General features: G+C 72.9%; 30 protein-coding genes and 1 pseudogene. 11 read left to right on the forward strand and 20 right to left on the reverse strand.

Going from position 1 to position 26216, the window contains the following annotated elements; translation table 11 throughout:
* Positions 1–72: 72 nt before the first annotated feature.
* From FHX44_RS36730 to FHX44_RS36750, 5 genes are all read right to left on the reverse strand, one after another.
* Positions 73–2358 carry an ATP-binding cassette domain-containing protein gene (locus FHX44_RS36730; protein ID WP_147259962.1) on the reverse strand — a complete coding sequence of 762 codons (2286 nt, stop codon included), beginning with the start codon at positions 2356–2358 and terminating at the stop codon, positions 73–75.
* A 79-nt stretch (positions 2359–2437) separates the two neighbouring features.
* Positions 2438–2887 (reverse strand): nitroreductase/quinone reductase family protein, encoded by a 450-nt coding sequence (locus FHX44_RS36735; RefSeq protein ID WP_147259963.1) that lies wholly within the window; start codon positions 2885–2887, stop codon positions 2438–2440.
* On the reverse strand, positions 2884–3693 hold the full coding sequence (locus FHX44_RS36740; protein ID WP_246170790.1) for an ABC transporter permease: 810 nt from the start codon (positions 3691–3693) through the stop codon (positions 2884–2886). The genes FHX44_RS36735 and FHX44_RS36740 overlap by 4 nt, the downstream gene beginning before the upstream one ends.
* A complete protein-coding gene (locus FHX44_RS36745; RefSeq protein ID WP_147259964.1) occupies positions 3690–4658 on the reverse strand; it encodes an ATP-binding cassette domain-containing protein in 969 nt (322 codons plus the stop codon). The genes FHX44_RS36740 and FHX44_RS36745 overlap by 4 nt, the downstream gene beginning before the upstream one ends.
* Positions 4659–4754: 96 nt before the next feature.
* On the reverse strand, positions 4755–5357 hold the full coding sequence (locus FHX44_RS36750; RefSeq protein WP_147259965.1) for a PadR family transcriptional regulator: 603 nt from the start codon (positions 5355–5357) through the stop codon (positions 4755–4757).
* 122 nt (positions 5358–5479) lie between these two features.
* On the opposite strand from FHX44_RS36750, the gene FHX44_RS36755 reads away from it, so the two are divergent.
* Positions 5480–6118 carry a DUF4232 domain-containing protein gene (locus FHX44_RS36755; protein WP_170309190.1) on the forward strand — a complete coding sequence of 213 codons (639 nt, stop codon included), beginning with the start codon at positions 5480–5482 and terminating at the stop codon, positions 6116–6118.
* Here FHX44_RS36755 and FHX44_RS36760 read toward each other — a convergent pair.
* Positions 6108–7013 (reverse strand): TIGR03564 family F420-dependent LLM class oxidoreductase, encoded by a 906-nt coding sequence (locus FHX44_RS36760; protein WP_147259967.1) that lies wholly within the window; start codon positions 7011–7013, stop codon positions 6108–6110. The genes FHX44_RS36755 and FHX44_RS36760 overlap by 11 nt on opposite strands.
* Before the next feature lie 95 nt (positions 7014–7108).
* On the opposite strand from FHX44_RS36760, the gene FHX44_RS36765 reads away from it, so the two are divergent.
* A complete protein-coding gene (locus tag FHX44_RS36765) occupies positions 7109–7972 on the forward strand; it encodes a LysR family transcriptional regulator (protein ID WP_147259968.1) in 864 nt (287 codons plus the stop codon).
* A 20-nt stretch (positions 7973–7992) separates the two neighbouring features.
* Entirely contained in the window at positions 7993–8817 is an 825-nt protein-coding gene (locus FHX44_RS36770; RefSeq protein ID WP_147259969.1) for an alpha/beta fold hydrolase, read from the forward strand.
* 12 nt (positions 8818–8829) lie between these two features.
* On the opposite strand, the gene FHX44_RS36775 is transcribed toward FHX44_RS36770, so the two are convergent.
* From FHX44_RS36775 to FHX44_RS36785, 3 genes are all read right to left on the reverse strand, one after another.
* Complete coding sequence (locus FHX44_RS36775; RefSeq protein ID WP_147259970.1) at positions 8830–9837, reverse strand: sigma-70 family RNA polymerase sigma factor; 1008 nt, start codon at positions 9835–9837, stop codon at positions 8830–8832.
* A gap of 85 nt (positions 9838–9922) precedes the next feature.
* Positions 9923–11128, reverse strand: a complete 1206-nt coding sequence (locus FHX44_RS36780) for a CynX/NimT family MFS transporter (RefSeq protein ID WP_246170791.1) — start codon at positions 11126–11128, stop codon at positions 9923–9925.
* Positions 11125–11817 (reverse strand): FadR/GntR family transcriptional regulator, encoded by a 693-nt coding sequence (locus FHX44_RS36785; RefSeq protein ID WP_212612815.1) that lies wholly within the window; start codon positions 11815–11817, stop codon positions 11125–11127. The genes FHX44_RS36780 and FHX44_RS36785 overlap by 4 nt, the downstream gene beginning before the upstream one ends.
* A 48-nt stretch (positions 11818–11865) precedes the next feature.
* Between FHX44_RS36785 and FHX44_RS36790 the strand changes: the two genes are divergently transcribed.
* Positions 11866–12483, forward strand: coding sequence for a CG0192-related protein (locus tag FHX44_RS36790; RefSeq protein ID WP_147259971.1), 618 nt, complete (start codon positions 11866–11868; stop codon positions 12481–12483).
* Here the strand turns inward: FHX44_RS36790 and FHX44_RS36795 are convergent.
* The gene (locus FHX44_RS36795; RefSeq protein WP_147259972.1) at positions 12460–12957 is read right to left on the reverse strand and encodes a MarR family winged helix-turn-helix transcriptional regulator; all 498 of its coding nucleotides are present in this window, start codon (positions 12955–12957) and stop codon (positions 12460–12462) included. The genes FHX44_RS36790 and FHX44_RS36795 overlap by 24 nt on opposite strands.
* A gap of 30 nt (positions 12958–12987) precedes the next feature.
* Between FHX44_RS36795 and FHX44_RS36800 the strand changes: the two genes are divergently transcribed.
* On the forward strand, positions 12988–13452 hold the full coding sequence (locus FHX44_RS36800) for a cupin domain-containing protein (protein ID WP_147259973.1): 465 nt from the start codon (positions 12988–12990) through the stop codon (positions 13450–13452).
* A gap of 24 nt (positions 13453–13476) precedes the next feature.
* Here the strand turns inward: FHX44_RS36800 and FHX44_RS36805 are convergent, their stop codons facing one another.
* Positions 13477–14337, reverse strand: a complete 861-nt coding sequence (locus FHX44_RS36805; protein ID WP_170309191.1) for a bifunctional helix-turn-helix transcriptional regulator/GNAT family N-acetyltransferase — start codon at positions 14335–14337, stop codon at positions 13477–13479.
* A 76-nt stretch (positions 14338–14413) separates the two neighbouring features.
* On the opposite strand from FHX44_RS36805, the gene FHX44_RS36810 reads away from it, so the two are divergent.
* The gene (locus FHX44_RS36810) at positions 14414–14599 is read left to right on the forward strand and encodes a hypothetical protein (protein ID WP_147259975.1); all 186 of its coding nucleotides are present in this window, start codon (positions 14414–14416) and stop codon (positions 14597–14599) included.
* Positions 14581–14751, forward strand: coding sequence for a hypothetical protein (locus FHX44_RS42470; protein WP_170309192.1), 171 nt, complete (start codon positions 14581–14583; stop codon positions 14749–14751). Before FHX44_RS36810 ends, FHX44_RS42470 begins: the two co-directional genes overlap by 19 nt.
* Positions 14752–14854: 103 nt before the next feature.
* On the opposite strand, the gene FHX44_RS36815 is transcribed toward FHX44_RS42470, so the two are convergent.
* From FHX44_RS36815 to FHX44_RS36830, 4 genes and pseudogenes are all read right to left on the reverse strand, one after another.
* Positions 14855–15085, reverse strand: a complete 231-nt coding sequence (locus tag FHX44_RS36815) for a DUF3072 domain-containing protein (RefSeq protein WP_147259976.1) — start codon at positions 15083–15085, stop codon at positions 14855–14857.
* Between the two features lie 74 nt (positions 15086–15159).
* Positions 15160–15828: pseudogene (locus FHX44_RS36820) on the reverse strand (iron-siderophore ABC transporter substrate-binding protein); the annotation flags it as partial.
* 333 nt (positions 15829–16161) lie between these two features.
* Positions 16162–16647: a bacterioferritin gene (gene bfr / locus FHX44_RS36825; protein ID WP_147259977.1), complete on the reverse strand. Its 486-nt coding sequence runs from the start codon at positions 16645–16647 to the stop codon at positions 16162–16164.
* 132 nt (positions 16648–16779) lie between these two features.
* Positions 16780–16971, reverse strand: a complete 192-nt coding sequence (locus tag FHX44_RS36830) for a (2Fe-2S)-binding protein (protein WP_246170792.1) — start codon at positions 16969–16971, stop codon at positions 16780–16782.
* 84 nt (positions 16972–17055) lie between these two features.
* On the opposite strand from FHX44_RS36830, the gene ligD reads away from it, so the two are divergent.
* The 4 genes from ligD to FHX44_RS36850 all read left to right on the forward strand — a co-directional run bounded on the left by ligD (position 17056) and on the right by FHX44_RS36850 (position 21736).
* Positions 17056–18972, forward strand: a complete 1917-nt coding sequence (gene ligD / locus FHX44_RS44085) for a non-homologous end-joining DNA ligase (protein WP_147259979.1) — start codon at positions 17056–17058, stop codon at positions 18970–18972.
* Between the two features lie 26 nt (positions 18973–18998).
* Positions 18999–19796, forward strand: coding sequence for a glycerophosphodiester phosphodiesterase family protein (locus tag FHX44_RS36840; protein ID WP_147259980.1), 798 nt, complete (start codon positions 18999–19001; stop codon positions 19794–19796).
* 27 nt (positions 19797–19823) lie between these two features.
* A complete protein-coding gene (locus tag FHX44_RS36845; RefSeq protein ID WP_246170793.1) occupies positions 19824–21125 on the forward strand; it encodes an MFS transporter in 1302 nt (433 codons plus the stop codon).
* 266 nt (positions 21126–21391) lie between these two features.
* Positions 21392–21736, forward strand: coding sequence for an RNA polymerase-binding protein RbpA (locus tag FHX44_RS36850; RefSeq protein ID WP_147259981.1), 345 nt, complete (start codon positions 21392–21394; stop codon positions 21734–21736).
* Between the two features lie 58 nt (positions 21737–21794).
* Here FHX44_RS36850 and FHX44_RS36855 read toward each other — a convergent pair whose 3' ends face one another.
* The 5 genes from FHX44_RS36855 to FHX44_RS36875 form a co-directional block, all read right to left on the reverse strand.
* Complete coding sequence (locus tag FHX44_RS36855; RefSeq protein WP_147259982.1) at positions 21795–22292, reverse strand: phosphoribosyltransferase; 498 nt, start codon at positions 22290–22292, stop codon at positions 21795–21797.
* A gap of 73 nt (positions 22293–22365) precedes the next feature.
* Positions 22366–23202: a polyprenol monophosphomannose synthase gene (locus tag FHX44_RS36860; protein ID WP_147259983.1), complete on the reverse strand. Its 837-nt coding sequence runs from the start codon at positions 23200–23202 to the stop codon at positions 22366–22368.
* On the reverse strand, positions 23195–24811 hold the full coding sequence (gene lnt, locus FHX44_RS36865; protein WP_147259984.1) for an apolipoprotein N-acyltransferase: 1617 nt from the start codon (positions 24809–24811) through the stop codon (positions 23195–23197). Before lnt ends, FHX44_RS36860 begins: the two co-directional genes overlap by 8 nt.
* A gap of 58 nt (positions 24812–24869) precedes the next feature.
* A complete protein-coding gene (locus tag FHX44_RS36870; protein WP_147259985.1) occupies positions 24870–25670 on the reverse strand; it encodes a PIG-L deacetylase family protein in 801 nt (266 codons plus the stop codon).
* Between the two features lie 206 nt (positions 25671–25876).
* Positions 25877–26209 carry a DUF3040 domain-containing protein gene (locus FHX44_RS36875; protein WP_147259986.1) on the reverse strand — a complete coding sequence of 111 codons (333 nt, stop codon included), beginning with the start codon at positions 26207–26209 and terminating at the stop codon, positions 25877–25879.
* Between the last annotated feature and the right edge of the window lie 7 nt (positions 26210–26216).

Raw genomic sequence — 26216 nt, forward strand, 5'->3', positions numbered from 1 at the left:
GTGGGGTGGAACGCAGGAGTACCGGTCAGCCCCCGGACACCGCTACTTCGGATCCATGCCCTGTGTGCGGGCTCACCTGGCCGCCGCGGTGGCGAGGTGCCGGGCGAGGTGTTCGCCGGTGAACGAGCCGGGTGCCCGCACCAGCTCCCGCGGCGGGCCCTCGAACACGACCCGCCCGCCGTCGTCGCCGCCGTCGGGGCCGAGGTCGATCACCCAGTCGGCGTGCGCGATCACGTCGAGGTTGTGCTCGACGACGATCACCGAGCTCCCGCCGTCGACGAGCCGGTCGAGCAGGCCGAGCAGGTGCCCGCAGTCGGACATGTGCAGGCCCGTGGTCGGCTCGTCCAGGACGTAGACGTTCCCCTCCTCGTGCAGCCGGCCGGCCAGCTTGAGCCGCTTGCACTCGCCCCCGGACAGCGTGGACAGCGGCTGGCCGAGCGTCAGGTAGCCCAGCCCGACGTCGACGACGGCCTGCAGGCGGCGCCGGATGTCGCGCGCGGTGAAGAACTCGCACGCCTCGGCGGCGGTCATGTCCAGGGCGTCCGAGATCGACTTCCCGTCGACGGTGAGCGCGAGCACCTCCTCGGTGTAGCGGCGGCCGTGGCAGTCGGTGCAGGTGGAGCGCACGCCGTCGAGGAAGGCGAGGTCGGTGTAGACCACGCCGAGCCCGTTGCAGGTCGGGCAGGCACCTTGTGAGTTGAAGCTGAACAGCGCCGGCTTCACCCCGGTGGCCTTCGCGTAGAGCTTGCGGATCGGATCCATCACCCCGGTCCAGGTGGCGGGAGTGGAGCGGATCGAGGTGGCCACCGCGCTCTGGTCCACCACGATCGCTCCCGGGTGCTGGGGCACCAGCACCTCCCGCACCAGCGTGCTCTTGCCCGAGCCCGCCACGCCCGTGAGCGCCACGAGCACGCCGAGCGGGACGTCCACGTCGAAGCCGCGCAGGTTGTTGGCGGTGGCGTCCTGCAGGCGCAGGTGCCCGGTGGGCGTGCGTGGCTCCTCCCGCAGGCTGATCGGGCGGTGCAGGAACTCGCCGGTGAGCGTGCCGGAGGTCGCGAGCCCGGTCACGTCCCCCTCGTACACGATGCGCCCGCCCTCGGTGCCGGCCCGCGGCCCGAGCTCGACGACGTGGTCGGCCGCGGTGATCACATCGCTATCGTGCTCGACGACGAGCACCGTGTTGCCCTTGTCGCGCAGCCGGTGCAGCAGCGCGTTCATCCGCCCGACGTCGCGCGGGTGCAGACCGATCGTCGGCTCGTCGAACACGTACATGACGTCGACGAGCGAGGACCCGAGGTGGCGCACCATCTTGATCCGCTGCGACTCGCCGCCCGACAGCGTGGACGTCTCCCGGTCGAGCGTGAGGTAGCCCAGGCCCATGTCGATCAGCGCGCCGACGCGCTCGGTGGCCTCGTGGACGAGCGCCGCGACCTCCGGGTCGGACAGGGTGGGCAGCAGCGCGTGCACCGCGTGCAGGTCCATCGCCGTGACCTCGGGCAGGGTGTGCCCGCCGACGGCGGCCGTGCGCGCGGCCTCGTTCAGCCGGGTGCCGCCGCAGTCGGGGCAGCGCACCGACGTGGTGAACCGCGCGACCGTCTCGCGCTTGCGCTCCGAGCTGCCGGAGTCGGCGTCGGCCTGGATGTAGAGGCGGTTGAACTTGGCCTCCACGCCCTCGAAGTCCATCTTGACGGCCTTGCGGCCGGGACCGGCGAGCGCCACCTTCTCGTCGGAGCCCCACAGCAGCAGCTGCCACTCGGAGTCGGTGTAGTCGCGCAGCGGCTTGTCGTTGTCGAACTTCCCGGACTGCGCGTAGATGTGCCAGTACCAGGAGTCGACCGCGAAGTCGCGGTGCCGGATCGCGCCCTCGTTCAGCGACTTGTCCCGGTCGAAGAAGGCGCCGTGGTCGAGCTGCACCTTGCGCCCGATGCCCTTGCACCCCGGGCACATGCCCTGCGGCTCGTTGAACGAGAACGCGTACGCGTACCCGACGTGCGGGGTGCTGCGACGCGACCACAGCAACCGCAGGAACGAGTTGATGTCGGTGACCGTGCCCAGGGTGGAGCGAGCCCCGCCGCCGAGGCGCTTCTGGTCGACCACGATCGCCGTCGACAGGCCGTCGATCAGGTCGGCGTCGGGCTGACCGAGCTTGGGCAGGAACCCGCGCACGAACGCCGAGAACGTCTCGTTGAGCTGCCGTTGCGCCTCCGCGGCGATCGTGTCGAACACCAGCGACGACTTGCCGGACCCGGAGACCCCGACGAACGCCGTGATCTGCCGCTTCGGGATCCGGACCGACACGTCACGCAGGTTGTTCTCGCGTGCGCCGGTGACGGTGATGAACTCGGGGACGTACTCCATGCAGCCCTTCCTATAGGGGAAAGCGGACGCTACTTGACCGGTTTCCCTGCTGTGTTGAACGGTTCGCTCGCAAGCTCGCTCACGTGGCGTCGACGCGGAACACCCCGCACCGGCCGGCGACCGCCTCGAACGCCTCCGGGGTCACGGCCTCCACCACGCCGGCGTCCGCCATGATCTTCGCCCCGTCGGCGAGCCGCACCGGCCACAGGCGCAGCACCGGCAGGGCCTCCTGCGGGTCGAGCTCCACGAGCCGCACCTGCTCGCGGCGCTTGCCGGTGGTGAGGGTGGCGTGACCGTCGGCGGCGCGGACGTTGCGCGCCCAGTCGGCGCCGGGGAAGCCCTCCAGCAGGTACCGCTGCCCCTCGTGCTCGAGCACGGACAGCGGTGTGTTGCGCGGCTTGCCGGTCTTGCGCCCCGGCACCGTGAGCACCGGGAGGTCCTTCATGCCGATGCCGGCCCGCTTGAGTGCGAGGAACACCTTGTTCATCGGCTTGAGCCAGCGGGGCGGGGTGGGGTTGCTGGTGGTCAACGGCTCATCTCCCGGTAGCGGTGGACGGACAGCGGCCCGAAGACCGCGATGATCACGAGTGGCCAGACGACGGCCATGAGGACGGGGTGCTGCACCACCCACGACTCGCCGCCCCAGCCGGGGTTGCCGAACAGGGCGCGGGTGGCCGCTGCGGTGGACGAGAGCGGGTTCCACTCGGCGAGCGTCGACACGACGGCGGGCATGGCGGCCGGCGCGAGGAAGACTCCGGACAGGAACGCGACGGGGAACTCCAGGGCCTGCGCGGCCGTCACCGCCCCGGTACCGCGGGAGAGCATGCCCAGGTAGATGCCCACCCACAGCATCGCGAACCGCAACAGCAGGAGCAGTCCGACGGCGGCGGCCACGGCGAGCGGGCCGCCGCTGATGCGCCAGCCGATCGCGAGACCGGCGAGCATGAGCACGACGAGGCCGATGGCCGAGATCGTCAGATCGGCGACGGCCCGACCGACGAGCACGGCGGAGGGCGCCATCGGCATCGAGCGGAACCGGTCGGTGATCCCGCGCTGCGCGTCGGTGACGACGGCGACCATCGTCGTGCCGATCCCGGACAGCATCGTCATGGTCAGCATGCCCGGGAGCAGCAACTGCTTGTAGTCACCGCCCGGTACCACCATCATGCCGCCCATCAGGTAGGCGAAGATCAGCACGATGAGGATCGGGAACCCGACCGTGAGGACGAGCTGGGCGGGTTGGCGGCGCAGGTGGGCCAGGTAGCGGCGGGTGAGCGTGGCGGCGTCGGCGATCGCCCAGCGCAGCTGTGACCCGGGTGCGGGGAGCACGGTCACGCCGCCACCCCCTCGAGCGTGGTCAGCTGCAGGAACACCTCGTCGAGGGTCGGGCGGCGCACCATGAGGTCCTCCGCGTCGATCCCTTCCCGTTGCAGCCCGTGCACCACCGCGGTGAGCGCCTCCATGCGGTCGCTCACCGGGGCCGTCACCCGGCGCGTCGCGGGCTCGGCCTCCGCGGCGACGCCGGCCACCCGCTGCACGAGCGCCACGGCGCGCGGCAGGTCGGCGGAGTGCCGGACGACGAGGTCGATCCGGTCGCCGCCGATCCGCGACCGCAGCTCGTCCGGCGTGCCCTCGGCGATCACGCGGCCACCCCCGCCCTCGGGTGCGGCGAGCACCGAGATCCGATCGGCCAGCTGGTCGGCCTCGTCCAGGTACTGCGTGGTGAGCAGCACCGTGGTGCCACCGGCGACGAGTGCGCGCACCGCGTCCCACACCTCGGCACGGCTACGCGGGTCCAGCCCCGTGGTGGGCTCGTCGAGGAACAGCACCGCGGGCGCGAGGATCATGCTCACGGCGAGGTCGAGGCGCCTGCGCATCCCACCGGAGTAGGCGCCGACGGGCCGGCGGCCGGTGTCGGCGAGGCCGAACCGCACGAGCAGCTCGTCGGCCCGCCGGTGCGCGTCGGCCCGCGACAGGTGGAACAGCCTGCCGAACATCACGAGGTTGCGGCGGCCGTCGAGGATCTCGTCGACCGCGGGGTACTGGCCGACGAGGCCGATCCGCCTGCGCACGTCCGCGGCCTTGGTGGTCACGTCCAAGCCGTCGATGGTGGCGCGCCCGCCGTCGGCGCGCAGCAGGGTGGCGAGGATGCGGACGGCCGTGGTCTTGCCCGCCCCGTTCGGTCCGAGCAGTCCGTGCACCGTTCCTGCCGGCACGGACAGGTCGAACCCGTCGAGCGCGTGCCTGTCGGATCCCGGGTAGCGCTTGCTGAGCGCCTCGGCGCTCACAGCGGCAACCATGTCCCTCCCGATACTCAAGTTTGAACCCCCGGTCGTCGAGGATGCCCGACGAGGGAGGGGGTATGCAAACTTGAATCGCCCGGAACCGGGCGGGCGTTACACGTCCCGTGGCGGATACGGCGGGAACTTCAGGGCCTCCCAGCTGCCCGGCTTGCCCGGCGACCGGGGCTCGCCCGCCATCGGGTACGCGCCGCCCTCCAGCCGCTCGATGAGGCCGCGCGTCCACTCGGCGCCGCCCGCGGCCTGGTGCTCCCACAACCCGAAGAGCTCGCGGACGTGCGGTGGCTCCACCAGTGCGTCGACCTGGGCACGCGCCTTGTCTCGCTGCGCCTCGAGCGCGTCGAGCCGCTGCTTCAGCAGCGCGATCGCCTCCTCGCGGGGCAGCGAGGGCAGCATCGCGAGCGCCGCGCCGAGGAAGTCGGGGCGGGGCTGCGGGCGGCGCAGCGCGTCGCGCAGCAGCTTCACGTACTCGGCCTCACCGCGCTCGGTGATCTCGTACTCGGTGCGCCCCGCGACGTCGTTGTGATCGAGCAGGAGCCCGCGCTCGGTGAGCGTGTGCAGCGCGTGGTAGATCGAGCCCCACTTCACGTTGGCCCACTCGTCGGCGCCCCACGCCAGCAGGTCGTTGCCGATCCGGTAGCCGTGGGCGCGCCCGTACCCGCGAACGACCCCCAGGACCAGCAATCGCGTCGCCGTCATCGACGCGAAGCCTAAGGCACCCGATCGGTTGTACCGCGCGACGTCACGGGCAACGTGTCCTCCCACTGCGCGTCTGACCAGGTGGAGCGGCGCGGGGAGCGCCGCCGAGAATGGGGGACCACATGATCCGGACCGGGATCGGGGCACCGCGTGCCCTCGCACCTGTGCTGGTCGTCGCTGTGCTGGTCGCTGTGCTGATCGGTGTGACGGCGTGCGCGGGAGCCCAGCCCACACCGACGCCCGCCGTGCCGCCACCGCCCGCGAGCACCGCGCCCACGGCGACTCCGGCGCCCGCGGGGACGCGCGCGATCAAGCCCGCCGAGCAGACGGACGACGCCGCCCTGACCCGCTGCACCACCGGGGAACTCTCGGTTTCACTCGGGGACGGTGGGGCCGCGGCCGGTTCGGTGTACCGACCGCTGATCTTCACCAACACCGGGTCGCACACGTGCGAGCTGCGCGGTTTCCCCGGCGTCTCCTATATCGCGGGCGAGGACGGCCACCAGGTCGGGCCCGCCGCGGCCATGTCGGGGGAGCGCGGCGGCCAGGTGCCCATCCCCCCGGGCGGCACGGTGCGGGCGCAGCTCCAGCTCGTCAACGTGCAGAACTTCGATCCCGCCGACTGCCACCCCGTGCCGGTCGGCGGCCTGCGCGTCTACCCGCCGGGCGACACGGCGTCCCTCTTCGTGCAGATGGACGGGACGGGGTGCAGCACGGCGCCCCCGGGCAACCAGCTGTCGATCGGGACGATCACGCCCTGAGGGAGCGCGCGAGCTCACCGAAGAACTCGATCGTGCGTTCCTGCTCCGCAGGCGGACCCAAGGGGCAGACCTGCAACTCCGTGGCGCCGGCGTCGGCGAACCGCCGCACGGCCTTCTCCAGCTCCGCCTCGTTCCCCGCGAGGATCGTGTCCTCGGGGCCGGCGAGGCCCGCCTGGTCGAGCGAGCGGCGATAGCTCGGCAGGTCGCCCGCCATGCCGAAGCCCTGCGCGACGTGCGCTCGTGCGGCGTCCGGGTCGTCGGTGAGCGTGGCGATCAGACCGACCACGATCTGCGAGTCCGGTCGACCCGCCGCGGCCGTGAGCACCGCAGGCACCACGTTCTCGGCGACGCTGCGCGCGTCGGTCCACGTCGTGATCACCCCGTCGGCTCGCTCCCCCGCGAGCCGCAGCAGACGGGGGCCGTGAGCGGCGATCAGCAGCGGCGGCGGGGGCGTGGCGGGGACGGTCAACCGGCCTGCCGCGGTGACCGTCTCGCCGCGCACGTCGACCGCATCGCCCCGGAGGGCGGGGGAGAGGACGTCCGCGTACTCCTCGACGTGCTGTCCCGGCCGCTGCCAGCGATAGCCGAACCGGCCCTCGACGATCGGCTGGTGGCTCGGCCCGATCCCGAGCGTGAACCTGCCCTGCACGGCGGCCTGCACGGTGAGCGCCTCGGCGGCGAGCGTGAGCGGATGCCGCGACCAGGTCACCACGACGGCGGTGCCCAGCCCGATCCGCGGAGCGCGGTCGCCGATCGCGGCGATCATCGTGAGCGGGTCCCACCCGAGCCGCTGCCCGAACCACGCGCGAGCGAAGCCTCGGCGTTCCGCGTCCACGACGGCGTCGACCACCGCGGGCAGCGGCTTCTCGTCGTCGATCCACATCCCGATCTGCATGCCACCAGTCAATCCCCCCGCCGCCACGTGATCAACGAGCAGGACACCTGCGCAGCGATAAGGGCGCGTGATGGATCTGGTGGTAGAGAGAGGAGGTGGAGGTTCGCCAGCTGCGCTACTTCGTGGCCGTCGCCGAGGAGCTGCACTTCGGACGGGCCGCCGAACGGCTCCACGTGGCGCAACCCGCCGTGAGCCAGCAGGTCGGCCGGCTCGAGCGCGAGCTGGGCGTGCGGCTGCTGGAACGGACGTCCCGGCGCGTCGCGCTCACCAGCGACGGCATGCGGCTGCTCGACGAGGCGCGCGCCGCACTCTCGGCGGTGGACCGGGTGCGCGCGGTCGCGGCCGACCTCTCCGCCGGACGCTCCGGCGTACTGCGGGTCGGCACCACGCCAGGGGTGGGACCGCGCCTGTCGCGCGCCGCCGCGAAGCTGCGTGCGAACGTGCCCGACCTCGCGCTCACCCTCGTGGACGGCACGGTCGCCGCACACACCGCGGCCCTGCGTGCGGGCGCCCTGGACATCGCGCTGGTGCGCGGCGCGGTCGCGGCGCCGGACCTCCAGGCGCGGGAGGTGTGGCGCGATGCGCTGCAGGTGATGCTCCCGGCCGCGCATCCGGCGGCCGCCGGTGAGACCCTGCCGGTCACCGCGCTCGCCGGCCTCATCGTGCGACTGCCCGACCGCACGAGCGACCCCGCCCTGCTCGACGCCCTCCAGGCCGCATGCGGCGCCGCCGGCATCGTGCCGGCCACCGGCCGGCCGGTCCGTTCCCTCGAGGACGCGGCGGTCGAGATCGGGATGAGCAGCCGCGACGCCACGGTGGTCTGCGGCTGCGGCGGCGAGCCGCTGCCGGGGGTCGCCGTCCGGCCGCTGACCCCGCTGGTGGAGGTGCCCGGCATGCTGCTCACGGCGTCGCGCACGACCCCCGCCTGCCTGGACGCTCTCGCCGCAGCCCTTGCATGATCCCCCGCTACGGTGACCCGATGGTGATCACGCGGGACCTGCGACTGCCGGACGGACGCGACCTGCGGATCCACGACACCGGCGACGGCGGCACCGCGCTCGTCTGGCACCACGGCACACCGCAGACCGGCGCCCTGTACGAGCCGCTGCTCGGGCTGGCCCGGGAACGGGGGATCCGGCTCGTGTCCTACGCCCGCCCGGGGTACGGCGGATCCACCCCGCAGCCGGGCCGCGCGGTCGGGTCCGCCGGCCCCGACATGGCGCAGGCGGCCGACGTGCTCGGCATCGAGCGGTTCGCCGTGATGGGTTCGTCCAGCGGCGGCTCGCACGCGCTCGCGTGCGCCGCGCTGCTGCCCGACCGCGTGACCGCGGTGGTCGGTTTCGCCGCGATCGCCCCCTTCGACGGCGACGACAGCTGGTTCGACGGCATGGTGGACGACAGCGCACTCCGCGCCGCCACGGCGGGCCGGGACGCCCGCATGCGCCACGCCGAGCAGAGCGAGTTCGACCCCGCCACCTTCACCGACGCCGACTTCGCGGCACTGGCGGGCACGTGGGCGGCGATGGGCGTCGACGCCGGCACCGCCGACCGCGCCGGACCCGACGGGCAGGTGGACGACGACGTCGCACTCGTGAACCCGTGGGGCGCAGACCTGGCCGCGGTGGACGCGGCGGTCCTGCTGGTACAGGGCGAGCAGGACCGGGTGGCGCCCCTGACGCACGCGCTGCAGCTGACGCGCGAGCTTCCGCAGTCGGAGCTGTGGCTGCGCCCTGACGACGGGCACATCTCGGTGCTCGACGCCTGCCCTCAGGCCATGGACTGGCTGCTGCAGGTGACCCGGTGACCCACTGGCTCGCTAGGCCGCGACCGGCTGGCCGTCCCGGTCGAGCCGCAGCGGCAAGTCCCACATCGGGAACAGCGTGTCGACGTCGAGGAACGACGTGTAGCCCGAGATGCGGCCGTCCCTGATCGCGAGCACCTGCAGCGCCCAGGCGTAGTAGCCGTCACCCTCGGGGTTGGGTCGCCACTGCGCGAAGCCCTGCATGCCGTTGGCCGTGATCGGCTGCAGCTTCGAGCCCCGGCACGGTGCGCCCGGGCCGACCCACCACTTCTGGATCTCCTCGACGCCCTGCAGCCAGATGTCGAAGGGCGGCATGTTGAGGATGGCGTCTTCGTGCAGGAGGTGGACCAGCGCCCCGACGTCGTAGCGCTCGAACGCGTCGGCGTAGCGGGCGAGCAGCTCCTGGTGATCGGCGTCGAGGTCGCCGTCGAGGGCGGCGCCGTTGGCCGGCTGGGCGAGCTCCTGCTCGGCGAGCGTGGCACGGGCGCGCTGCAGCGCGCTGTTGACCGACGCCACCGTGGTGCCGAGCAGCTCGGCCACCTCGGACGCCTTCCACTGCAGCACCTCGCGCAGGATCAGCACCGCTCGCTGGCGGGCGGGCAGGTGCTGCAGGGCGGCCACGAACGCGAGGCGCACCGACTCCTTGGCCACCGCGAGCTCCGCGGGGTCGGATGCGGTGGGCAGCACCCGTGAGTCGGGGATCGGCTCCAGCCAGGAGATCTCCGGCTTGGGGGTGGGCCTCGGCCCGTCGGCCGAGGCGGCCTCGCCGAAGTCCATCGGCGTGGCCCGGCGCTGGCGGCTGTCGAGCATCGTCAGGCAGACGTTTGTGGCGATCTTGTACAGCCACGAGCGCACCGACGAGCGGCCCTCGAACCGGTCATAGGAGCGCCACGCCCGGACCATGGTGTCCTGCACCGCGTCCTCGGCGTCGGCCGACGAGCCGAGCATCCGATAGCAGTAGGCCGTGAGCTCCACGCGGTACTGCTCCCACGTGTCGGGCGGCGCATCGGCGGTGACGGTCATGGCTTCCCCTCTCTCGCGCGAGGAAGCCTAGAGCCGGGGGCCGACAAAACCGAGCGAGGAGCGGAAGCTGACGAGAATTCCGCGGTCAGACCGGGCGCCTGCGCACCTGCTTGTCCCGGCCGGCGAGCATCCCGGCAGTGCCCTGCACCGCCAGCAGCGCGATCAGCAGCAGGAGCGGGACGGTCCACCCGCCGGTGACGTCGCGCAGTGCGCCCACCGCGAACGGCCCGGCCGCCGCGAGGACGTAACCCACGCTCTGCGACATCCCGGACAGCTGGGCCGCGTGCATCGCGTCCGGCGCACGCACCGCGACGAGGGTGAGCGCGAGGCCGAGCGCCGCGCTCTGCGCGGCACCCAGGAGGATCACGGCCACCGGCTCGACGCCGAGCGGCGCGACGACGCCCACCAACCCGACCGCGGCCACGGTCGTGATGCCGAACGCGAGCCCGCGCTGGCGGCGTCCTCGCATGGCGAGCACCGGGGCCATGGTGGCGCCGGCGATGCCGGCCACGGTCGACAGCGAGAGCAACCAGCCCGCCACCACGGGGTCGTAGCCCCGCTCGACGAGCATCGCCGGCAGCCAGGCCGTCACCGCGAAGTAGCCGAGCGACTGCAGCCCCATGTAGATGGTGACCTGCCAGGCGATCGCGTCGCGCCAGAGCCCGCCGACCCGCTGGCTGCTCAGGCGGGCGGGTCGCCCGGCCCGGCGCACGTGCGGCAGCCAGCACAGCAGCGCGACCAGCGCGAACAGGGCCCAGATCGCCAGCGCGCCGTTCCAGCCGAGCCCGGCCGCCTGCGCCACCGGCATCGTGACGCCCGCCGCGAGGGCGCCGCCACCGGCGATCGCCATCGTGTAGAGGCCGGTCATCATCCCCGTGCGGTGGGCGAAGTCGCGCTTGATCAGGCTGGGGAGCAGGACGTTGCCGATGGCGATCGCCGAGCCGAGGAGCACGGTGCCTGCGTACAGCGCCGCGAGCGGCCCGCTGGAGCGCACCAGGAAGCCGACGATCAGCAGCCCCAGCGCCGTCAGCAGGGCGCGTTCGATGCCGATCCGCCGGGCCAGCGGTGGGGCCAGCGGCGCGATCAGGCCGAAACACAGCACCGGCAGCGCGGTGAGGATCCCGGCGGCGGTGGCGGAGAGCCGCTCCTCCGCCTGGATCTGGGAGAGCATCGGCGCCACCCCGACGACTGCGGGCCGCAGGTTCGCTGCGACCAGCACGATCGCCACGCCGATCCACCAGGCCGCCGCGGGTACCGGCCGTGCGGGCCGCGCCGCGGCGTTGACGCTCACGAACGCACCGCGCTGCGGTTCACGATCGCCCGCGCGGCGTCGAGGTAGCGCTCGGCGGCTGCTCTCGCCGCGTCGGGGTCGCCCGCGGCGATCGCCGCGGCGAGCTCTTCGTGGCCGGGGAAGGCCCCGGGGTCGTCGTCGTGCTCGTCGATCTCGCTGACGGTGCGCTGCACCGCCTCGGTGAGGCCTGCGTACAGGTCGATGAGCACCGGGTTGCCCGTGGCCGCGACGACCGCCTCGTGGAAGGCGACGTCGGCCGCGACGAAGCCGGCCCGGTCGGGCTGGTCGCACGCGGCGCGGCGGGCCTCGACCGCCGCCCGGATCGCGGCGATGTCGGCGTCGGTGCGGTTCAGCGCGGCCGCGACGGCGGCATCCCGCTCGAGGCTCGTGCGCACGGCCAGCACGTGCTCCACCGTGGTGCGCCGCGCCCGCCGCATCAGCGCGGCCCCGAGGTCGCTGGTGGCGCGCACGTACGTGCCGTCGCCGCGGCGTGGCTCCAGCACGCCGGCGTGCTCGAGGGCACGCACGGCCTCCCGGACCGTGTTGCGCCCCACGCCCAGAGCGGCGACGAGCTCCGGCTCGGGCGGGATCTTCGCGCCGACCGGCCACTCCCCGGACGCGATGAGCGCCTCGAACTGGGCCACCACCCCGTCGCACAAGCGGCCTGGCCGCACTGCCGTCAGTCCCACCCAAACAACCTAACATCCCATGTTTGATCGCCCCGTAGCGTCATCGCCGTGGCCGTCATCCACCGCGCGCAGATCACCCCGACCAAGGCCGAGCTCATCGCGGGCTGGCTCCCGTCGCAGACCTGGTCGGGCGGCGCTGCGGCGCCCCTCGAACTGCTCGGCGCGTACCGGTTCGACGACCCGGCGGGGGAGGTGGGGATCGAGACCCACCTGGTCCGGACCGGGGAGGGAGTGGTGCTCCAGGTGCCGCTGACCTACCGCGGCGCCCCGCTCGAGGGCGCCGAACGCCACCTCGTCGGCACCATGGAGCACAGCCACCTCGGGCGCCGCTGGGTCTACGACGGCTGCGGCGACCCGGTGTACGCCGCGGTCCTGACGGCGACCATCCGCACCGGCGGCCGGGAGGCCGAGCAGTGGGTCGAGGCCGACGGTGCCCCCGTGCGGCGCGAGTCGACCGCCCGCGTGGCCGGTTCCGGTACACCCGGCGCGGAGCCGCCCGCGGTCGCCGCCGTCGCACCGATCGACGGCCCGGCGACCACCGACGTGGGCGGGCTCGTCGTGCTGCGCGTCATCGGGCAGGCGACGAGCCCCGACGGAGCCGAGACGCTCACCGGGACCTGGCCCGGCCGCGACGAGCCTGCGCTACTGGCGTACCTGCCCCGCTGACGCGGCTCGATCCCGGGTCGGGATGGTTTGGCGGATCGCCTCGAGATCGGCGCGCAGCCGGCGAACGCGGTCGGCGCCGAGGATCTCCCCGACCTCGAGCTCGAGGTCGGGGACCAGATCCTGAGCGGTGGCGATCACGTCGTGACCGCGCTCGGTGGGGACGACGAGCTTGGCGCGCCGGTCGCTCGGGTCGGGCACGCGCCGGACGTACCCGTGCGTCTCGAGGTGCCTCACCAGCTCGGCCATCGCCTGCTTGGTCATCTGCGCCCGCTCGGCGAGCACGCTCACCGTCGTGCCGGTGTCGTCGAGGTACTGGAAGACCGCACCGTGCGCCGGCCGCACCTCGCCGTGCCCGCTCTCCACGAGCCGGGCGAGGACGCGGTCGTTGAGCGCCACGAACGCTTCGCGCATGAGGACCGCGAGGTTCGCGGGTCGCTCCTGCCCGCCCAGGCTGGGCAGCCGACGCCTTGACATAGACAAGCCTCCTGTCCATCATCTGTGAACATGGACATGCTACCTGTCGATTCCTCCGCCCCGGAGCGCATCCGAACCGGGCTGGACGAGCTCACCGTTCTCGCCGGCAGCGCCCAGACCGGCGGCGCCCTGTTCGCCATGCAGATCCGAATGCCACCCGGCGGCGGGCCCCCGGTGATGCACCGCCACGACCCGGGCGAGGTCTACCTGGTGCAGGAGGGCGAGTTCACCTTCTACATCGGGGGAGCCGACGACCCGGGCCGCAGGCGCGTGACGGCTCGCGCAGGCGACGTCGTCCCGCTCGCCGGTCGCACGCCGCACACGGTCCGCAACGAGTCGGCCGAGGACGCCGTCGCGTTCGTCGTGCACGCGCCCGGTGCTCCGATGGAGCAGTTCCTGCGAGCGGTCGCCGCGTTGGGCCCCGAGCCGAGCATGGACGACGCTCTCGCTGCCGCGGCGCAGAACGGCATCGAGCTGCTCGGCCGCATCCCGTAGGCCACCGACGCGCGAGGCGTGTGCTCACCAGCTGCGCGTCCACCCCTGCCGGTCCGCCTCGAACCCCGCGCGCTCCAGGATGCGCGCCGCGGCGGAGCCGGCAGGCGCGTGCGCGGTGAGCCGCTCGAACCCGGCCGAGCGCGCCGATCGCACGCACTCCCTCACCAGCCGGGAGCCGATCCCGGCCCCCCGCACCGCGGGTTCGACGAGCAGTAGCTCCAGCCGGGCCGTGGCCGCGCCGGCGCCGGCGTCGGCGAGACACAGAGCGCACCCGACCGGCTCGCCGTCGACCTCGGCCATCCAGGCCGCCTCCCGCGGGTCGGCCCGGAAGGCGAAGTCCGCGACGATCCGCGCCGCAACCACCTCCTGTGGCGCCGACTGCGCACCGTGCCGCGCGATGATCCATCCCAGCTCGCCAGGAGTGGGACCGCGCAGGACGACGGTGCGGGGGAGCGGTGCGTCCCCGAGCGCACGGCGGATCCGGTCCATCGCGCCCACGAGCCGCCGCCTGCCGTCCTCGTCGAGCGGCTCCAGCAGATGCTCGGTCGCGCGGACCTGCTCGTCGTCGATGCGGCCGTACGCGGTGCGCCCCTGGGGGGTCAGCCGCACGATCTGGCGCCGCGCGTCGTCGCGGGCCGCCTCGCGCACCACGAGACCGTCGGAGGCGAACCGCCCGAGTATGCGGCTGAGGTAGCCGGCGTCGATCCCGAGCAGCTGCCGCAACTCGGAGACGCCGATCTCGTCCCGCTCCGCGAGCTCGAACAGGACTCGCGCCTCGGTGAGCGAGTACGGGGTGCCCAGGACGCCGGCCTCGAGCACGCCGATGACGCGCGTGTAGAAGCGGTTGAACGCCCGCACCTGCGCCACCACGCCCGCCTCGGGCATCCGTTCCCTCCAAAACTGCTTGACAGAGACCACGACTCCGTTGACTCTGTCAAATACTAGCGGAGGGAGCGGTACCATGTGGCGCGTCTACTGCACCGACTGCGATGAGGTCACGCTCGTCGGCTGCTCCGAACTCACGAGCGTGGTCAACCTCGCGCCGGGGGTGATCGCCGTGGTGGTGCAGTGCGCGCACGGGCATCACATCCCGGTCCTGACCGGCCGCGCCACCGTCGAGGAGCGGACATGGAAGCAGTCTTCCTGATCATCGCGCTCGCGCTCGTATTGATGGTGTTCGCGCCCGTCGCGCCGTCGGACAGGGCCCGGACCCCGCTGCGGCTCCGCCTCGCACGGCAGCTGCACCTCTGGGACCGGTACGTCTACCACGACCCGCAGATCTGGTATCCGCGCGACTGACCCCGTGCGGCCCGGCGCGAGGAGCCCAGGAGGGCGGCTCGATCGCCGATAACTGTCATAACGTCGATTATCGGCTCTACGGCGAACGGGGCCGCGACGCAGCTCAGCGCCCGCGCCCAGTACGTTCCTGCAGTTCGTCGATCAGCCGCGAGGCGTCGGCCTTCGTCAGACCGTCCGGCGGCGGATCCTCGCCGGCCTCCTGCGCGAGCGTGTGCAGGTACGACTTCTGCGGACCCGTCATCGGCTCGTCGCCCGTCGTCCAGTCGTCAGGATCCTTGGCGGCCGGATCCGAGGATGCAGGTCCGGCGGACGCCCACTCGTTCTTCTCGCTCATGCGCTCGAACATATCTTCGAGTCCTCGCTCTCGCATGCCGAGCCCGTGGGCCTACGTTATGACAGCGATGTCATTCAGTGGCCCCCCGCCAGTGCGGCCTCCAGACCGGCGAGCACGATCCGTGCCGCCGTCGGGGCGGCGTTGAGGTACCACGGGTCGTCGTCGACGAGCACGGCACGACGGTCCCGCACGGCCGGGAGGGCCTTCCAGAGGGGGTTGGCGATGGTCGCCGATCCCACGGCCTGCGCCTCCGTGGTGACGCCCTGCACCGCGTAGAAGATCCGGTCGGCGTCGGCCAGTTGCAACTCCTCCGGCGACAGGTCCTTCGACGTGGCGTCGAACTGCTGCGACGGCGGCCGCCGCAGGCGGGCGTCCCACGCGATGAACCCGGTGAAGGACGCCACGCCGAATACCCGCGTCCGATCGGCGGTGACCCGGACGAAGGAGATCGTCTCCTCCCCTGCGCGTTCCCCCAGCTCCGCGGCGTCGGCGGCGAAGTCGTCGAGGAGCTCCTGTGCGGCGCCTTCCTTGCCGAGGCCGTCGGCGAGCAGCAGGAAGTCCTGCTTCCAGTTCACGCCCGTGCCCTCCACCAGCACGGTGGGCGCGATCGCCGAGAGGGCCGGGTAGACGTCCTGGGACGCGGCGGCGTTGGCGAGCACGATGTCGGGGCGCAGGGCGGCGATCGCCTCCAGGTTCGGGCTCTGGCGCGATCCGACCGGCGCCACGGCGGCGAGAGTGCGTGACGGTGCGCGGGAAGACGCCGTCGGCCTCCGGGGCTCCCGTTCCGTCCGGGATCGCGCTCGGCCCGGGTGGCACCTCCACCGATGCCGGGGGCGCCCCCGCTTCGTCGGCTCTTGGTGAGCTCGCGCACCCGCTCAGAGCGACGAGCGCGGCGAGCGTCGCCGCCATCACGGGCACGCGTCCGGACACCGGAACCTCCGAGGAAAGGCTGACCTAAGTCCGGGCGGACGATAGCCAATCAGGAGGCCGCGGGACCTCGGCTGTGATCGAGATTGCTGTGATCGAGATTGCTGTGACCGGGATTGCTGTGACCGGGATTGCTGTAGACCAGGATTTCAGCCGGCGGTGGGCGGCTGGTCCACGAGCTGGGCCAGGTAGAGCTGCTCGCCGAGGCGGTCGATGAGCTCGAGGTTGGTCTCGATGTAGTCGATGTGGTGCTCCTCGTCGGCGAGGATGTCCTCGAACAGCTTCGCCGTGGTGATGTCACCCTTCTCACGGCACAGGGCGATGCCCGGACGCAGCCGCTCGACGACCTCGACCTCGATGGCGAGGTCGGATTGCAGCTGCTCGCGGACCGTCTGCCCGATCCGCAGCGGGAGCAGCCGCTGGTAGTTGGGCAGGCCCTCGAGGAACAGGATGCGGTCGGTGATGATCTCGGCGTGCCGCATCTCGTCGATCGACTCGTTCTTGGTGTACGCGGCGAGCTTGGTCAGGCCCCAGTTCTGCTGCATCTTGGCGTGCAGGAAGTACTGGTTGATCGCGGTGAGCTCGCTGGTGAGCTGCTCGTTGAGCAGTGCGATGATCTCGTCGTCGCCACGCATCGGGGTCCTCGCTTCGTCGGCAGTGAAACAGCAGGGAAATGCACTGCGGACGTTAGCTCCACGAATGGGTGACGACGGATTCAGGATCGCCTTTCTGCAGGTCAGGCGAACCTTAAAACAGGCGGCCCTGACTTATGCCGAGCGCGCGAGCCCGGCGATTTCCGACGGGGCGTGGGCGGCGGCGAGGAAGACGTCGATGTGGTCGTGGCACGAGCCGCAGCCGGTGCCGGCGTCGCAGGCGTCGCCGACCTCCTCGACGGTGCGCGCTCCATTCGCGACGCACGACCGGATCACGGCGTCCGGCACCGCGTAGCAGATGCACACGTACACAAGCCACCCCTTCGAACAAGCAAGGCTTACCTATGGTCACATCCTGGCCGGGGTGGACGCAAGAACTAGCCTGAGGCCGTGCCGCTGGACGAGTACCGCCGCAAGCGCGACGCACGGCGCACGCCGGAGCCGATCCCCGCGGACGACCCGGCGGCACCGGAGGGTTCCGGCCACCGCTTCGTCATCCAGGAGCACCACGCGCGGCGGCTGCACTGGGACGTCCGGCTGGAGCGCGACGGTGTGCTGGTCTCGTGGGCGGTACCGAAGGGCCTGCCCACCGACCCGGACACGGTGCGGCTGGCCGTGCGCACCGAGGACCATCCGATCGAGTACCTGGAGTTCTCGGGGGAGATCCCGGCCGGCGAGTACGGCGGCGGGACGATGACGATCTGGGACTCCGGCACGTACGAGACCGAGAAGTGGAATCCACGCGAGGTCATCGTCCAGCTCAGCGGGGAGCGGGCTGCGGGGCGGTTCGTGTTCATCCGCACGGATCGCGAGGGCGGGAAGGACAACTGGCTGTTGCGCCGCTCCGACCGCGACGGCGGGCGGGCACCGCTCCCCCACGACGCGCGTCCGATGCTCGCGACGGCCGGTGAGCTCCCCGCAGAGGGTGAGTGGTGGCTGCAGATCGGGTTCGGCGGGCGGCGGGTGATCGTGCGGGCCGACGGCGGGCGGGTCCGGATCACCGACGCCGAAGGTGACGAGGTGGCCGCGCCGAGCCTGCGCGCGCTGGGCCCGTCGCTCGGGGCGACGCAGGCGCTGCTGGACGCCGAGCTCGTCGGCGGCGCGGAGGGGGCCTACCTGTGGATCGGTGACGTGCTGCACGTCGACGGGCGAGACGCGTGCGCGTTGCCGTTCCGGGAGCGGCGCGCCCTGCTGGACCGGCTCCCCCTGGACGGGCCGCGGTGGCGGCCGGCTCCGGTGTTCCCGGGGGCCGGAGCGGAGGTGGTGGCCGCGGCGAAGCAGCAGAACCTCCCGTACGTGGTGGCGAAGGACCCGGACTCGCCCTACGAGCCGGGCCGCACCAGCCCGCGCTGGGTGCAGGTCGCCACGGGAGTCGCGGCGCCGGAGGAACGCCGCAGCGCGACGTCCGCGGGGTCCAGGGCGGGGTTCGGGCGCGCCGCGCTCAGCAACCCCGGCAAGGTCCTCTACCCGCTCACCGGCACCACCAAGGCCGACGTGCTCGCGTACTACCTCGCGGTGGCGGACGTGATGCTCCCGCACCTGCGCAACCGGCCGGTCACGCTCGTGCGCTGGCCGGACGGGGTGGAGCGCGGTTCGTTCTTCGAGAAGGACGTCTCCCGGCACGCCCCCCGCTGGCTGCGCACCGCGCGGGTGGGCACGCCGGGCGGCCGTTCGGAGAACGCCGACTTCCCGCTGATCGACGACGCGGAGGGCCTCGCGTGGGCCGCGAACCTCGCCGCACTGGAGCTGCACGTGCCGCAGTGGCGGGTGGGCCCGGGCGGCGCCCAGCAGTTGCCGGACCTGGTGGTGTTCGACCTCGATCCCGGTGAGGGCACCACGGTGGTGGACTGCGCGCGGGTGGCGGAGCGGATCGCCGAGCGGCTCGCGGACGACGGCCTCGTCGCGTACCCGCGCACGAGCGGCGGGAAGGGGATGCAGCTGTACCTGCCGGTCACCGTGGCGCAGGCGGAGCACACCTCCGAGTTCGCGAAGGCCGTCGCCGAGGACCTGGCCCGGGAGTCCCCCAGCCGGATCACGGCCGTCATGGCGAAGGCGCGGCGGCGCGGGAAGGTGTTCGTCGACTGGAGCCAGAACAACCCGTACAAGACCACGATCGCGAGCTACTCGCTGCGCGGGAGGGCGCGCCCGACCGTTGCCACCCCGGTGACGTGGGACGAGGTGCGGGCGTGCCGGCGCCCGGACGATCTCGTGTTCACCGCCGCCGACCTGCCGGCGCGCATCGCCGAGCACGGCGACCTGCTCGCCCCGCTGTTCACCGAACCGCAACGCCTCCCCGGTCGCGGCTGACGGAACGGGCCTGCAAGGCTTCGGCCGTGCCCCGGCACCCCTACCTCGACGGTCCCTATCCGCGCGCCTACGCCCACCGCGGGTGGCACATCGACGATCTCGACGGGTGCGAGAACACCCTCGCGGCGTTCCGCCGGGCGGTCGCAGAGGGCTTCGGTTACCTCGAGATGGACGTGCACGCGAGTGCTGACGGGGTCGCGGTGGTCCACCACGACGCGACGCTGGACCGCACCACGGACGGCAGCGGCGCGATCCGCGCCCTCCCCGCCGCCGCGCTGGCCGACGTCCGGGTGCGCGGCCGCGAGCCCGTGCCGCTGCTCGAGCAGGTGCTGTCGGAGCTGCCCGACACGCGGATCACGGTGGAGCTGAAGTCCGGCGCGGTGGTCGAGCCGGTGCTCGAGGTGCTCGAGCGCACGGGCAGCTGGCACCGGGTGTGCCTGGGCAGCTACCACGGCGGATGGCTGCGCCGGGCGCGGGAGGCGGCCGGATCGCGGCTGTGCACCTCCATGGCGCAGGGCGCCGCGTTCGGGCTGCGCGCCCGGGCGTGGCTCGACCAGCTGCCCGGCCCGCTGCACCGCCTCCCCGCGCCACCATCACCCGGGGACCTCGCCCAGCTCCCCCGTCACATCGGCCCGCTCACCGTGGTGGACGTCGCGCTGCTGCGCGCCGCGCACGAGAGCGGACGTGAGGTGCACGTGTGGACGGTCGACACGGCGACGCAGATGACGGCGCTGCTCGACCTCGGCGCGGACGGCCTGCTCTCGGACCGGCCCGACGTCCTGCGCGACGTGCTGCACGCGCGCGGTGTGTGGCAGGGCGCCTGAGGCGGTGAGGGGCGCTAGTCTCCCCGGGTGACTGGGCCGGCCACCGTCGTCGACCGCAGCCGGGTGCTGGCGTGGGGGCTGTGGGACTGGGGTTCAGCGGCCTTCCACGCTGTGGTCCTGACGTTCGTCTTCTCGGTCTACCTCACCGACGTCGTCGGCGACGGGAGCCCAGCGGCCGGCGCCGCCCTCGGCTACGCGATCGGGGCAGCGGGCCTCGTCATCGCGCTGCTCGCCCCCGTGATCGGGCAGCGGGCGGACGCATCGGGCCGGCGCAAGCTCTCGACGGGGGTGTGGACGGCCTGCACGGTCGCGACGATGGCCGGGCTCTTCGCGATCCGCGACGACCCGGCGTACCTGTGGCCGGGTCTGGTGCTGCTGGCCGCGGGCTCGGTGTTCGCGGAGCTCGCCCAGGTGTCCTACAACGCCATGCTCGCCCAGGTGTCGACACCGGCCACGATCGGGCGGGTGTCCGGGTTCGGCTGGGCCATGGGCTACGTCGGCGGCATCGTGCTGTTGCTCGTCGTCTACTACGGGTTCGTGGCGGGCGACGGCCCGGCCGCGGGGCTCGCCGGTCTCCCGCGTGCGGACGGGTTCAACGTGCGGGTGGTGGCGCTCGTGGCCGCCGCGTGGTTCCTGGTGTTCGCGCTGCCGCTCCTCCTGTGCGTGCCGGAGGCCCCGCCTGCGCCGGACGGGCCGGCGCGGCTCGGGGTGCTGGGCGCCTACCGGGCGCTCTTCGCCGATCTCGGGGCGCTGTACCGCGAGGACCGGCACACCGTCTACTTCCTCGGTGCGAGCGCGCTGTTCCGCGACGGGCTCGCCGCGATCTTCACGGTCGGATCAGTGCTCGCGGTCGGTGTCTACGGGATCGGCGCCGGTGACGTCCTGCTGTTCGGAGTGGCCGCCAACGTCGTCGCGGCGACGGGCGCGGTCGCCGGTGGCCGGCTGGAGGACCGGGTCGGCCCGAAGCGGGTGATCGTCGCGTCGCTGCTCGGGATGATCGCGGCCGCGACGGTGTTGCTCGTCGTGTCGGGGCCGCTGATGTTCTGGGTGTTCGGCCTGGCGCTGGTGCTCTTCGTGGGGCCGGCGCAGTCGTCGTCGCGCACGTTCCTCGCCCGGCTGGCCCGGCCGGGCCGTGAGGGCCAGCTCTTCGGCCTCTACGCCACGACCGGCCGGGCGGTGTCGTTCCTGGCGCCGAGCCTGTTCGGCCTCTTCGTCTCGCTCTTCGACGCGCAGCGGGCCGGGATCGTGGGAATCGTGTTGGTGCTGGTGGCGGGGCTGCTGGCACTGTGGCCGGTGCGCCCGCCCGCCATGAGCGCTGCGGCCGGGTAACGGCGTGGCGGCGACCCTGTGAACAGCACGTCAGACGGCAGTGACATAAGTCACAGTTGGCTGACAGGTCACAACCGCGTGTGTAGCGGCGGCCGATCGGGGACACTCGTGTACCGGGGCGGCGGACGTCCGGTGTGGTCGCATGGATTGACCACACCCGGTCGGATTCCGCCCCAACGGCGGGAATGGACGGCTGCTTTGCAGACGTTACACCCGGTGGTGATGGCCGAGGGAGGCTCCCTCGGCCCCGGTAGGGAGGATGACGCATGGCCGACCGCGTGCTCCGTGGCAGCCGGCTCGGGGCTGTCAGCTACGAGACGGACCGCAACCACGACCTCGCGCCGCGGCAGTCGATGCGCTACGGGTGCCCGCGCGGACACGAGTTCGAGGTGCCCTTCGCGGGCGACGCCGAAGCCCCGGCAACTTGGGAGTGTCGCCTCCACGGCAGCATCTCCCGCCTCGTGGACGGCGCCGAGCCCGAGCAGAAGAAGGCCAAGCCCCCGCGCACTCACTGGGACATGCTGCTGGAGCGTCGCTCCGTGGCCGAGCTGGAGGTGCTGCTCAACGAGCGCCTCGAACTGCTCGCCGAGCGCAGGCGCGAGATCGCCTGACCTCACACGTGAAAGAGCCGGGTCGCCCGCGGGCGGCCCGGCTCTCGTGTGTTCGCGCTCAGGCGTCGAGTACCTGCTCGGCGCGCTTCACCACCGGCGGGAGCGTCGACCACGGGAAGTTGATCCACCGGTCGGTGCGCCGCCACACGTACTCGCACTGCACGCTGCTGTGCGGCTTCTCGTACACCACGGCGCAGCGCACGTCGGCCACGTGCTCGCCGCAGAAGTCCCGCACGAGCTTGAGCGTGGCGCCGGTGTCGGCGACGTCGTCGGCCACGAGCACGCGGGCCCCGGACAGGTCCACGACGTTCGGCACCGGTGGCAGCATGATCGGCACCGGGAGCCGCTCGTCCACGCCCGTGTAGAACTCGACGTTCGCCACGTGCAGGTTCTTGACGTCGAGGGCGTAACCGAGCGCGCCGGCCACGAACAGGCCGCCGCGCGCGATCGACAGGATGATGTCGGCCTCGTAACCGTCGGCGGCGATCTGCTCGGCGAGCTCGCGGGAGGCGGCGCCGAAGAGCTCCCATGTGAGCTCCTCACGTGGCTCGCTCACGTCATCTCCTCGCTGACGCTCGTCGGTCGCGCTCGCGACGCTGCTGCGTAGAACTGGGAGCTCGCAAGCTCGCTCACGTGCGCACCGGCCCGTCGCTCACGGCCTCGTCACCGGCCGGGCCTGTGGGGCGTTCCGCCGCAGGCGGCGGCTCCGCGACCGGTCGGTCGGCCCGCAGCACGGTGGGTGTGCGGTGCACCAGCCGGCCGGCGCCCCAGCAGGCGACCCGCCAGAACGCCTCGACGACGATGGAGGTGTCCATCTTCGACGATCCGCGCTCGCGCTCGGTGAAGGTGATCGGCACCTCGCGCACGCGGAACCCCCCGAGCACGGCGCGCCACGCCATGTCGATCTGGAAGCAGTAGCCCTGCGAGGCGATCTGGTCGAGGTCGAGCTCTTCGAGGACCTGCCTGCGGAACACCCGGAAGCCTGCGGTGATGTCCTTGATCGGCACGCCCAGCGCCACCCGCGAGTACAGGTTCCCCGCGCGGGAGATCAGCTGCCGGCGCGCGGGCCAGTTGCGCACGATGCCCCCGGGGACGTACCGGGAACCGAGCACGACGTCGGCGTCCTCGAGGGCCGCGATCAGGGCCGGGAGGTCCTCCGGCGGGTGCGAGCCGTCGGCGTCCATCTCGACGACGATCTGGTAGTCGCCGAGCAGCGCCGTGGCGAACCCCGCCAGGTAGGCGGCGCCCAGGCCTTGCTTGCCCTCGCGGTGCAGGACCTTGACGCGCGGGTCGGCGGCGGCCATCTCGTCGGCGAGCTCGCCGGTGCCGTCCGGGCTGGCGTCGTCGACGACCAGGACGTCGGCCTCGGGCACGGCGGCGTGCAGCCTCGCCACGACCGGGCCCAGGTTGTCCCGCTCCTGGTAGGTGGGGATCACCACCAGTATCCGGTCCCTCGGCTCAGCCATCCTCGTCCCTTCCCGCACGCCTCACCGCGCGACGCCTGGTCGCGATCCCCGCACCGATCGCGAGCACCCCCAGGGCGGTCAGCGCCCATTCGGGTGCGGACCGCCATCGGGTGGCCAGCGTAGTGGTGTCCCGCAGCTCGGTCCGATCGACCAGGACATCCGGGGTGAATTGCCGTGTGCTCGCGGTGACCGTGCCGTCCCTGGTGATCGTCGCGCTCACTCCGCTGGTGGTCGCGATGATCACCGGACGGTCGTGCTCCACGGCCCGGATCCGCGACATCGCGAGCTGCTGGTAGGTCATCTCCGTGAGCCCGAACGTGGCGTTGTTGCTGGGCACGGCGAGCACCTCGGCGCCCGCCGCCACGCTGTCGGCCACGAGGTCGTCGAACGCGACCTCCCAGCAGATCGTGACGCCGACGCGGACGCCCGCCATGTCGACGGCGCCCGTGCCGTTGCCCGGCACGAAGTAGCCGGCGCGGTCGACGTACGGGGAGAACAGGCGGAAGAACTCCCGCCACGGCATGTACTCCCCGAACGGTTGCACCCGGCGCTTGTCGTTGCGCTCCACGACCCCCACCCCGCCCTCCCAGACCAGGGCGGAGTTCGAGGTGGTGAGCCCGTCCGGGTTGCGCAGCACCGAGCCCACCAGCACGGGGACGCCGACGGCGCGGGCGGCCCTGTCGATCTGGGCGGCGGCGTCGGGGTTGCGCAGCGGGTCGATGTCGCTGGAGTTCTCCGGCCAGATCACCAGGTCCGGGCGCGGTGCCCGGCCGGCGGCGACGTCGGCGGCGAGCTGCTCGGTGACCCGCACGTGGTTGTCGAGCACGGCGCGGCGCTGGGCGTTGAAGTCGAGACCCAGCCGGGGCACGTTGCCCTGTACCGCGGCGATCGTGGCCGTGCGGTCCTCCCCGTTCGGGGTGGCGGGCACGAGCGCGGCCAGCGGTCCTGCCGCCATCGTGAGGACCGCGATCAGTGCCGGGACCACCATCCGGCGAGGACTCTGCCGTCGAACGAGCCTGCGCACCAGCTCGCCGAGCGCGAGCCCCGCGAGCACGGCCGCGAACGACAGCAGCGGCTCACCGCCGATCGCGGCGACCGGCAGCAGTGGCCCGTCCGGCTGGCCGAAGCCCACCCGGCCCCACGGCAGCCCGCCGAACGGGATCCGTCCCCTGACCGCCTCGCCTGCGATCCACACCGCGGCGGCCCACACGGGCGCGGCGGGCAGCCGGGACACGGCGGCGATCCCGGCGCCTGCGAGCCCGACGAACAGCGCTTCGAACACCGAGAGCGCGAGCCACGGCAGCTGCTGGACGAGCGACGTGACCCATTCCAGGAGCGGGAGCAGGAAACCCAGACCGAAGAGGAACCCGTAGCCGAACCCGGCGCGCGCCCGGCGCCCGTACAGCACGATGCCCAGCAACGCGAACGCCGGGAGCACCAGCCACCACAGCGTGCGCGGCGGGAAGCTCAGGTAGAGCAGCGCGCCGCCGCCCACGGCCCCGACGACCCGGGCCGCCACGACGGGATTCCACCGCTTGCGCGCCGCATCGGGTGCAGGTGGCCCGGTGCCCGGCTCGGGCGCGACGGGTTCGGCGGTGGGTGCGGCCACGGCGTGAGCCTACGGGGCGGGTGTGAGGGGCCCGTGATCCAGGCGGGATGCGCGCGCGTCAGGCCGGCACGGGGGCCAGCAGGTGCGCGTTCCCGAGCGCGTCGAGCGGGCCCCGGGGACCACTGCGGGTGAACCACTCGTAGCCGTAGGCGCTCCCGAAGTCGGCGGCGGGCACGTCCTCGTCGGCGATCTGGCTGGCGTGCGCCACCATCGCGGCGCGCTTGTTCTGCATGTGCGTGTCGGTACCGGTGACGGCGAGCCCGATCTCGGCGGTGACCCGCCCGAACGGCACGGCAGCCGCGCGGGCGGCTCCGTGGATCAGGTGCCGGTCCCGGGCGGAGACGTGCAGGTGCTCGCGGTCGACCGTGACGCGGTACCCGGTGAGCCCCAGCATGTCCGCCGCGGTGGCGCCGATCCGGAAGACCGCGCGGTGGTCGGGGTGGCCGTAGATCCCGTGCTCGTCGTCGTGGACGATGGCGCACGCGCCCTCGTCGTCGGCGATCTCCGCGACGTCCCGGGCGAGCGCGAGCGGGTCGGCAGTGGCCAGCGCCCGCTCGTGCCGCGCGTCGGCCCAGCCGGGCAGGCCGGAGTCGCGCCGGCCCAGCAGCGCCAGGCGCGACACCCCGAGCAGCTCCGCAGCGCGCTCCAGCTCGGTGAGCCTGCGCTCGGGGATCGTCTCGCCCGGCCGCAGCGGCACCCGGGAGCCGCCCAGCTCGCCCGCGGTGGCCACGACGAGAACGGTGCGCGCGCCGGCGTCGGCCAGGCGGCGCAGCGTGATCCCGGTGAAGATCGCCTCGTCGTCCGGGTGGGCGTGCAGGACGAGGACGGTGTGCCCGCGCAGGTCGGGGGTGCTGATCATCTGTGGGTTCGCAGACGTGCGGGGCCGCGGGCAGCGGCCGGGACGGACGGGGGCCGGGGGTCAGCTGCGACAGCAGCGACAGCACCCCGGACAGCACAGGGTCACGCCCGCGCAGTACGTCCGGTCCGTCACGGCGCAGATTGTGCCAGAACCCGTCCACGGCCCACCATCGGGCGGGACCCGGATGGGACGAGGGCCACGCCCGCCTACACCCGGCGCGCCCCGTGCCTCCCGCGGCCACCCACCGGAGAACCCACGTGGTGTCGCCACCTCCACCACAGCCCTGCCGTGACAGCCGCTGTGGCCAGGGCGCTCGCCGGCAGCCCCAGTACCAGCATCGCCACGGTGAGCAGGACCAGCAGGGCGAGCGCGCCGCGCAGGCAGATGCGGGTACCAGCCGGCGCGAGGCCGCGCTGACCGCGAAGGAGCGCGGCGAGATCGGGATCCGCGGCCGCGATCTCCCGCTCGATCTCGCGCAGCGCGTTGCGTTCGTCCTTGTCCAGCATCACGACCTCCAGGACCCGCGGGTCCCTCGCCATCGGGGCG

Source organism: Pseudonocardia hierapolitana (assembly GCF_007994075.1).
Taxonomy (GTDB): Bacteria; Actinomycetota; Actinomycetes; order Mycobacteriales; family Pseudonocardiaceae; genus Pseudonocardia; species Pseudonocardia hierapolitana.

Bases quoted from the DNA above. Each gene is read 5' to 3' on its own strand.
- FHX44_RS36760 (WP_147259967.1), bottom strand. From the start codon at position 7,013: ATGCAGATCGGGATGTGGATCGACGACGAGAAGCCGCTGCCCGCGGTG.
- FHX44_RS36750 (WP_147259965.1), bottom strand. From the start codon at position 5,357: ATGACGGCGACGCGATTGCTGGTCCTGGGGGTCGTTCGCGGGTACGGG.
- FHX44_RS36730 (WP_147259962.1), bottom strand. From the start codon at position 2,358: ATGGAGTACGTCCCCGAGTTCATCACCGTCACCGGCGCACGCGAGAAC.
- FHX44_RS36800 (WP_147259973.1), top strand. From the start codon at position 12,988: ATGGACATGCTACCTGTCGATTCCTCCGCCCCGGAGCGCATCCGAACC.
- FHX44_RS36775 (WP_147259970.1), bottom strand. From the start codon at position 9,837: ATGACCGTCACCGCCGATGCGCCGCCCGACACGTGGGAGCAGTACCGC.
- FHX44_RS36850 (WP_147259981.1), top strand. From the start codon at position 21,392: ATGGCCGACCGCGTGCTCCGTGGCAGCCGGCTCGGGGCTGTCAGCTAC.
- FHX44_RS36810 (WP_147259975.1), top strand. From the start codon at position 14,414: ATGTGGCGCGTCTACTGCACCGACTGCGATGAGGTCACGCTCGTCGGC.
- FHX44_RS36795 (WP_147259972.1), bottom strand. From the start codon at position 12,957: ATGTCAAGGCGTCGGCTGCCCAGCCTGGGCGGGCAGGAGCGACCCGCG.
- FHX44_RS36870 (WP_147259985.1), bottom strand. From the start codon at position 25,670: ATGATCAGCACCCCCGACCTGCGCGGGCACACCGTCCTCGTCCTGCAC.
- FHX44_RS36755 (WP_170309190.1), top strand. From the start codon at position 5,480: ATGATCCGGACCGGGATCGGGGCACCGCGTGCCCTCGCACCTGTGCTG.
- FHX44_RS36805 (WP_170309191.1), bottom strand. From the start codon at position 14,337: ATGCCCGAGGCGGGCGTGGTGGCGCAGGTGCGGGCGTTCAACCGCTTC.
- bfr (WP_147259977.1), bottom strand. From the start codon at position 16,647: ATGCGTGGCGACGACGAGATCATCGCACTGCTCAACGAGCAGCTCACC.
- FHX44_RS36745 (WP_147259964.1), bottom strand. From the start codon at position 4,658: ATGGTTGCCGCTGTGAGCGCCGAGGCGCTCAGCAAGCGCTACCCGGGA.
- FHX44_RS42470 (WP_170309192.1), top strand. From the start codon at position 14,581: ATGGAAGCAGTCTTCCTGATCATCGCGCTCGCGCTCGTATTGATGGTG.
- FHX44_RS36875 (WP_147259986.1), bottom strand. From the start codon at position 26,209: ATGGCGAGGGACCCGCGGGTCCTGGAGGTCGTGATGCTGGACAAGGAC.
- FHX44_RS36815 (WP_147259976.1), bottom strand. From the start codon at position 15,085: ATGAGCGAGAAGAACGAGTGGGCGTCCGCCGGACCTGCATCCTCGGAT.
- FHX44_RS36770 (WP_147259969.1), top strand. From the start codon at position 7,993: ATGGTGATCACGCGGGACCTGCGACTGCCGGACGGACGCGACCTGCGG.
- FHX44_RS36860 (WP_147259983.1), bottom strand. From the start codon at position 23,202: ATGGCTGAGCCGAGGGACCGGATACTGGTGGTGATCCCCACCTACCAG.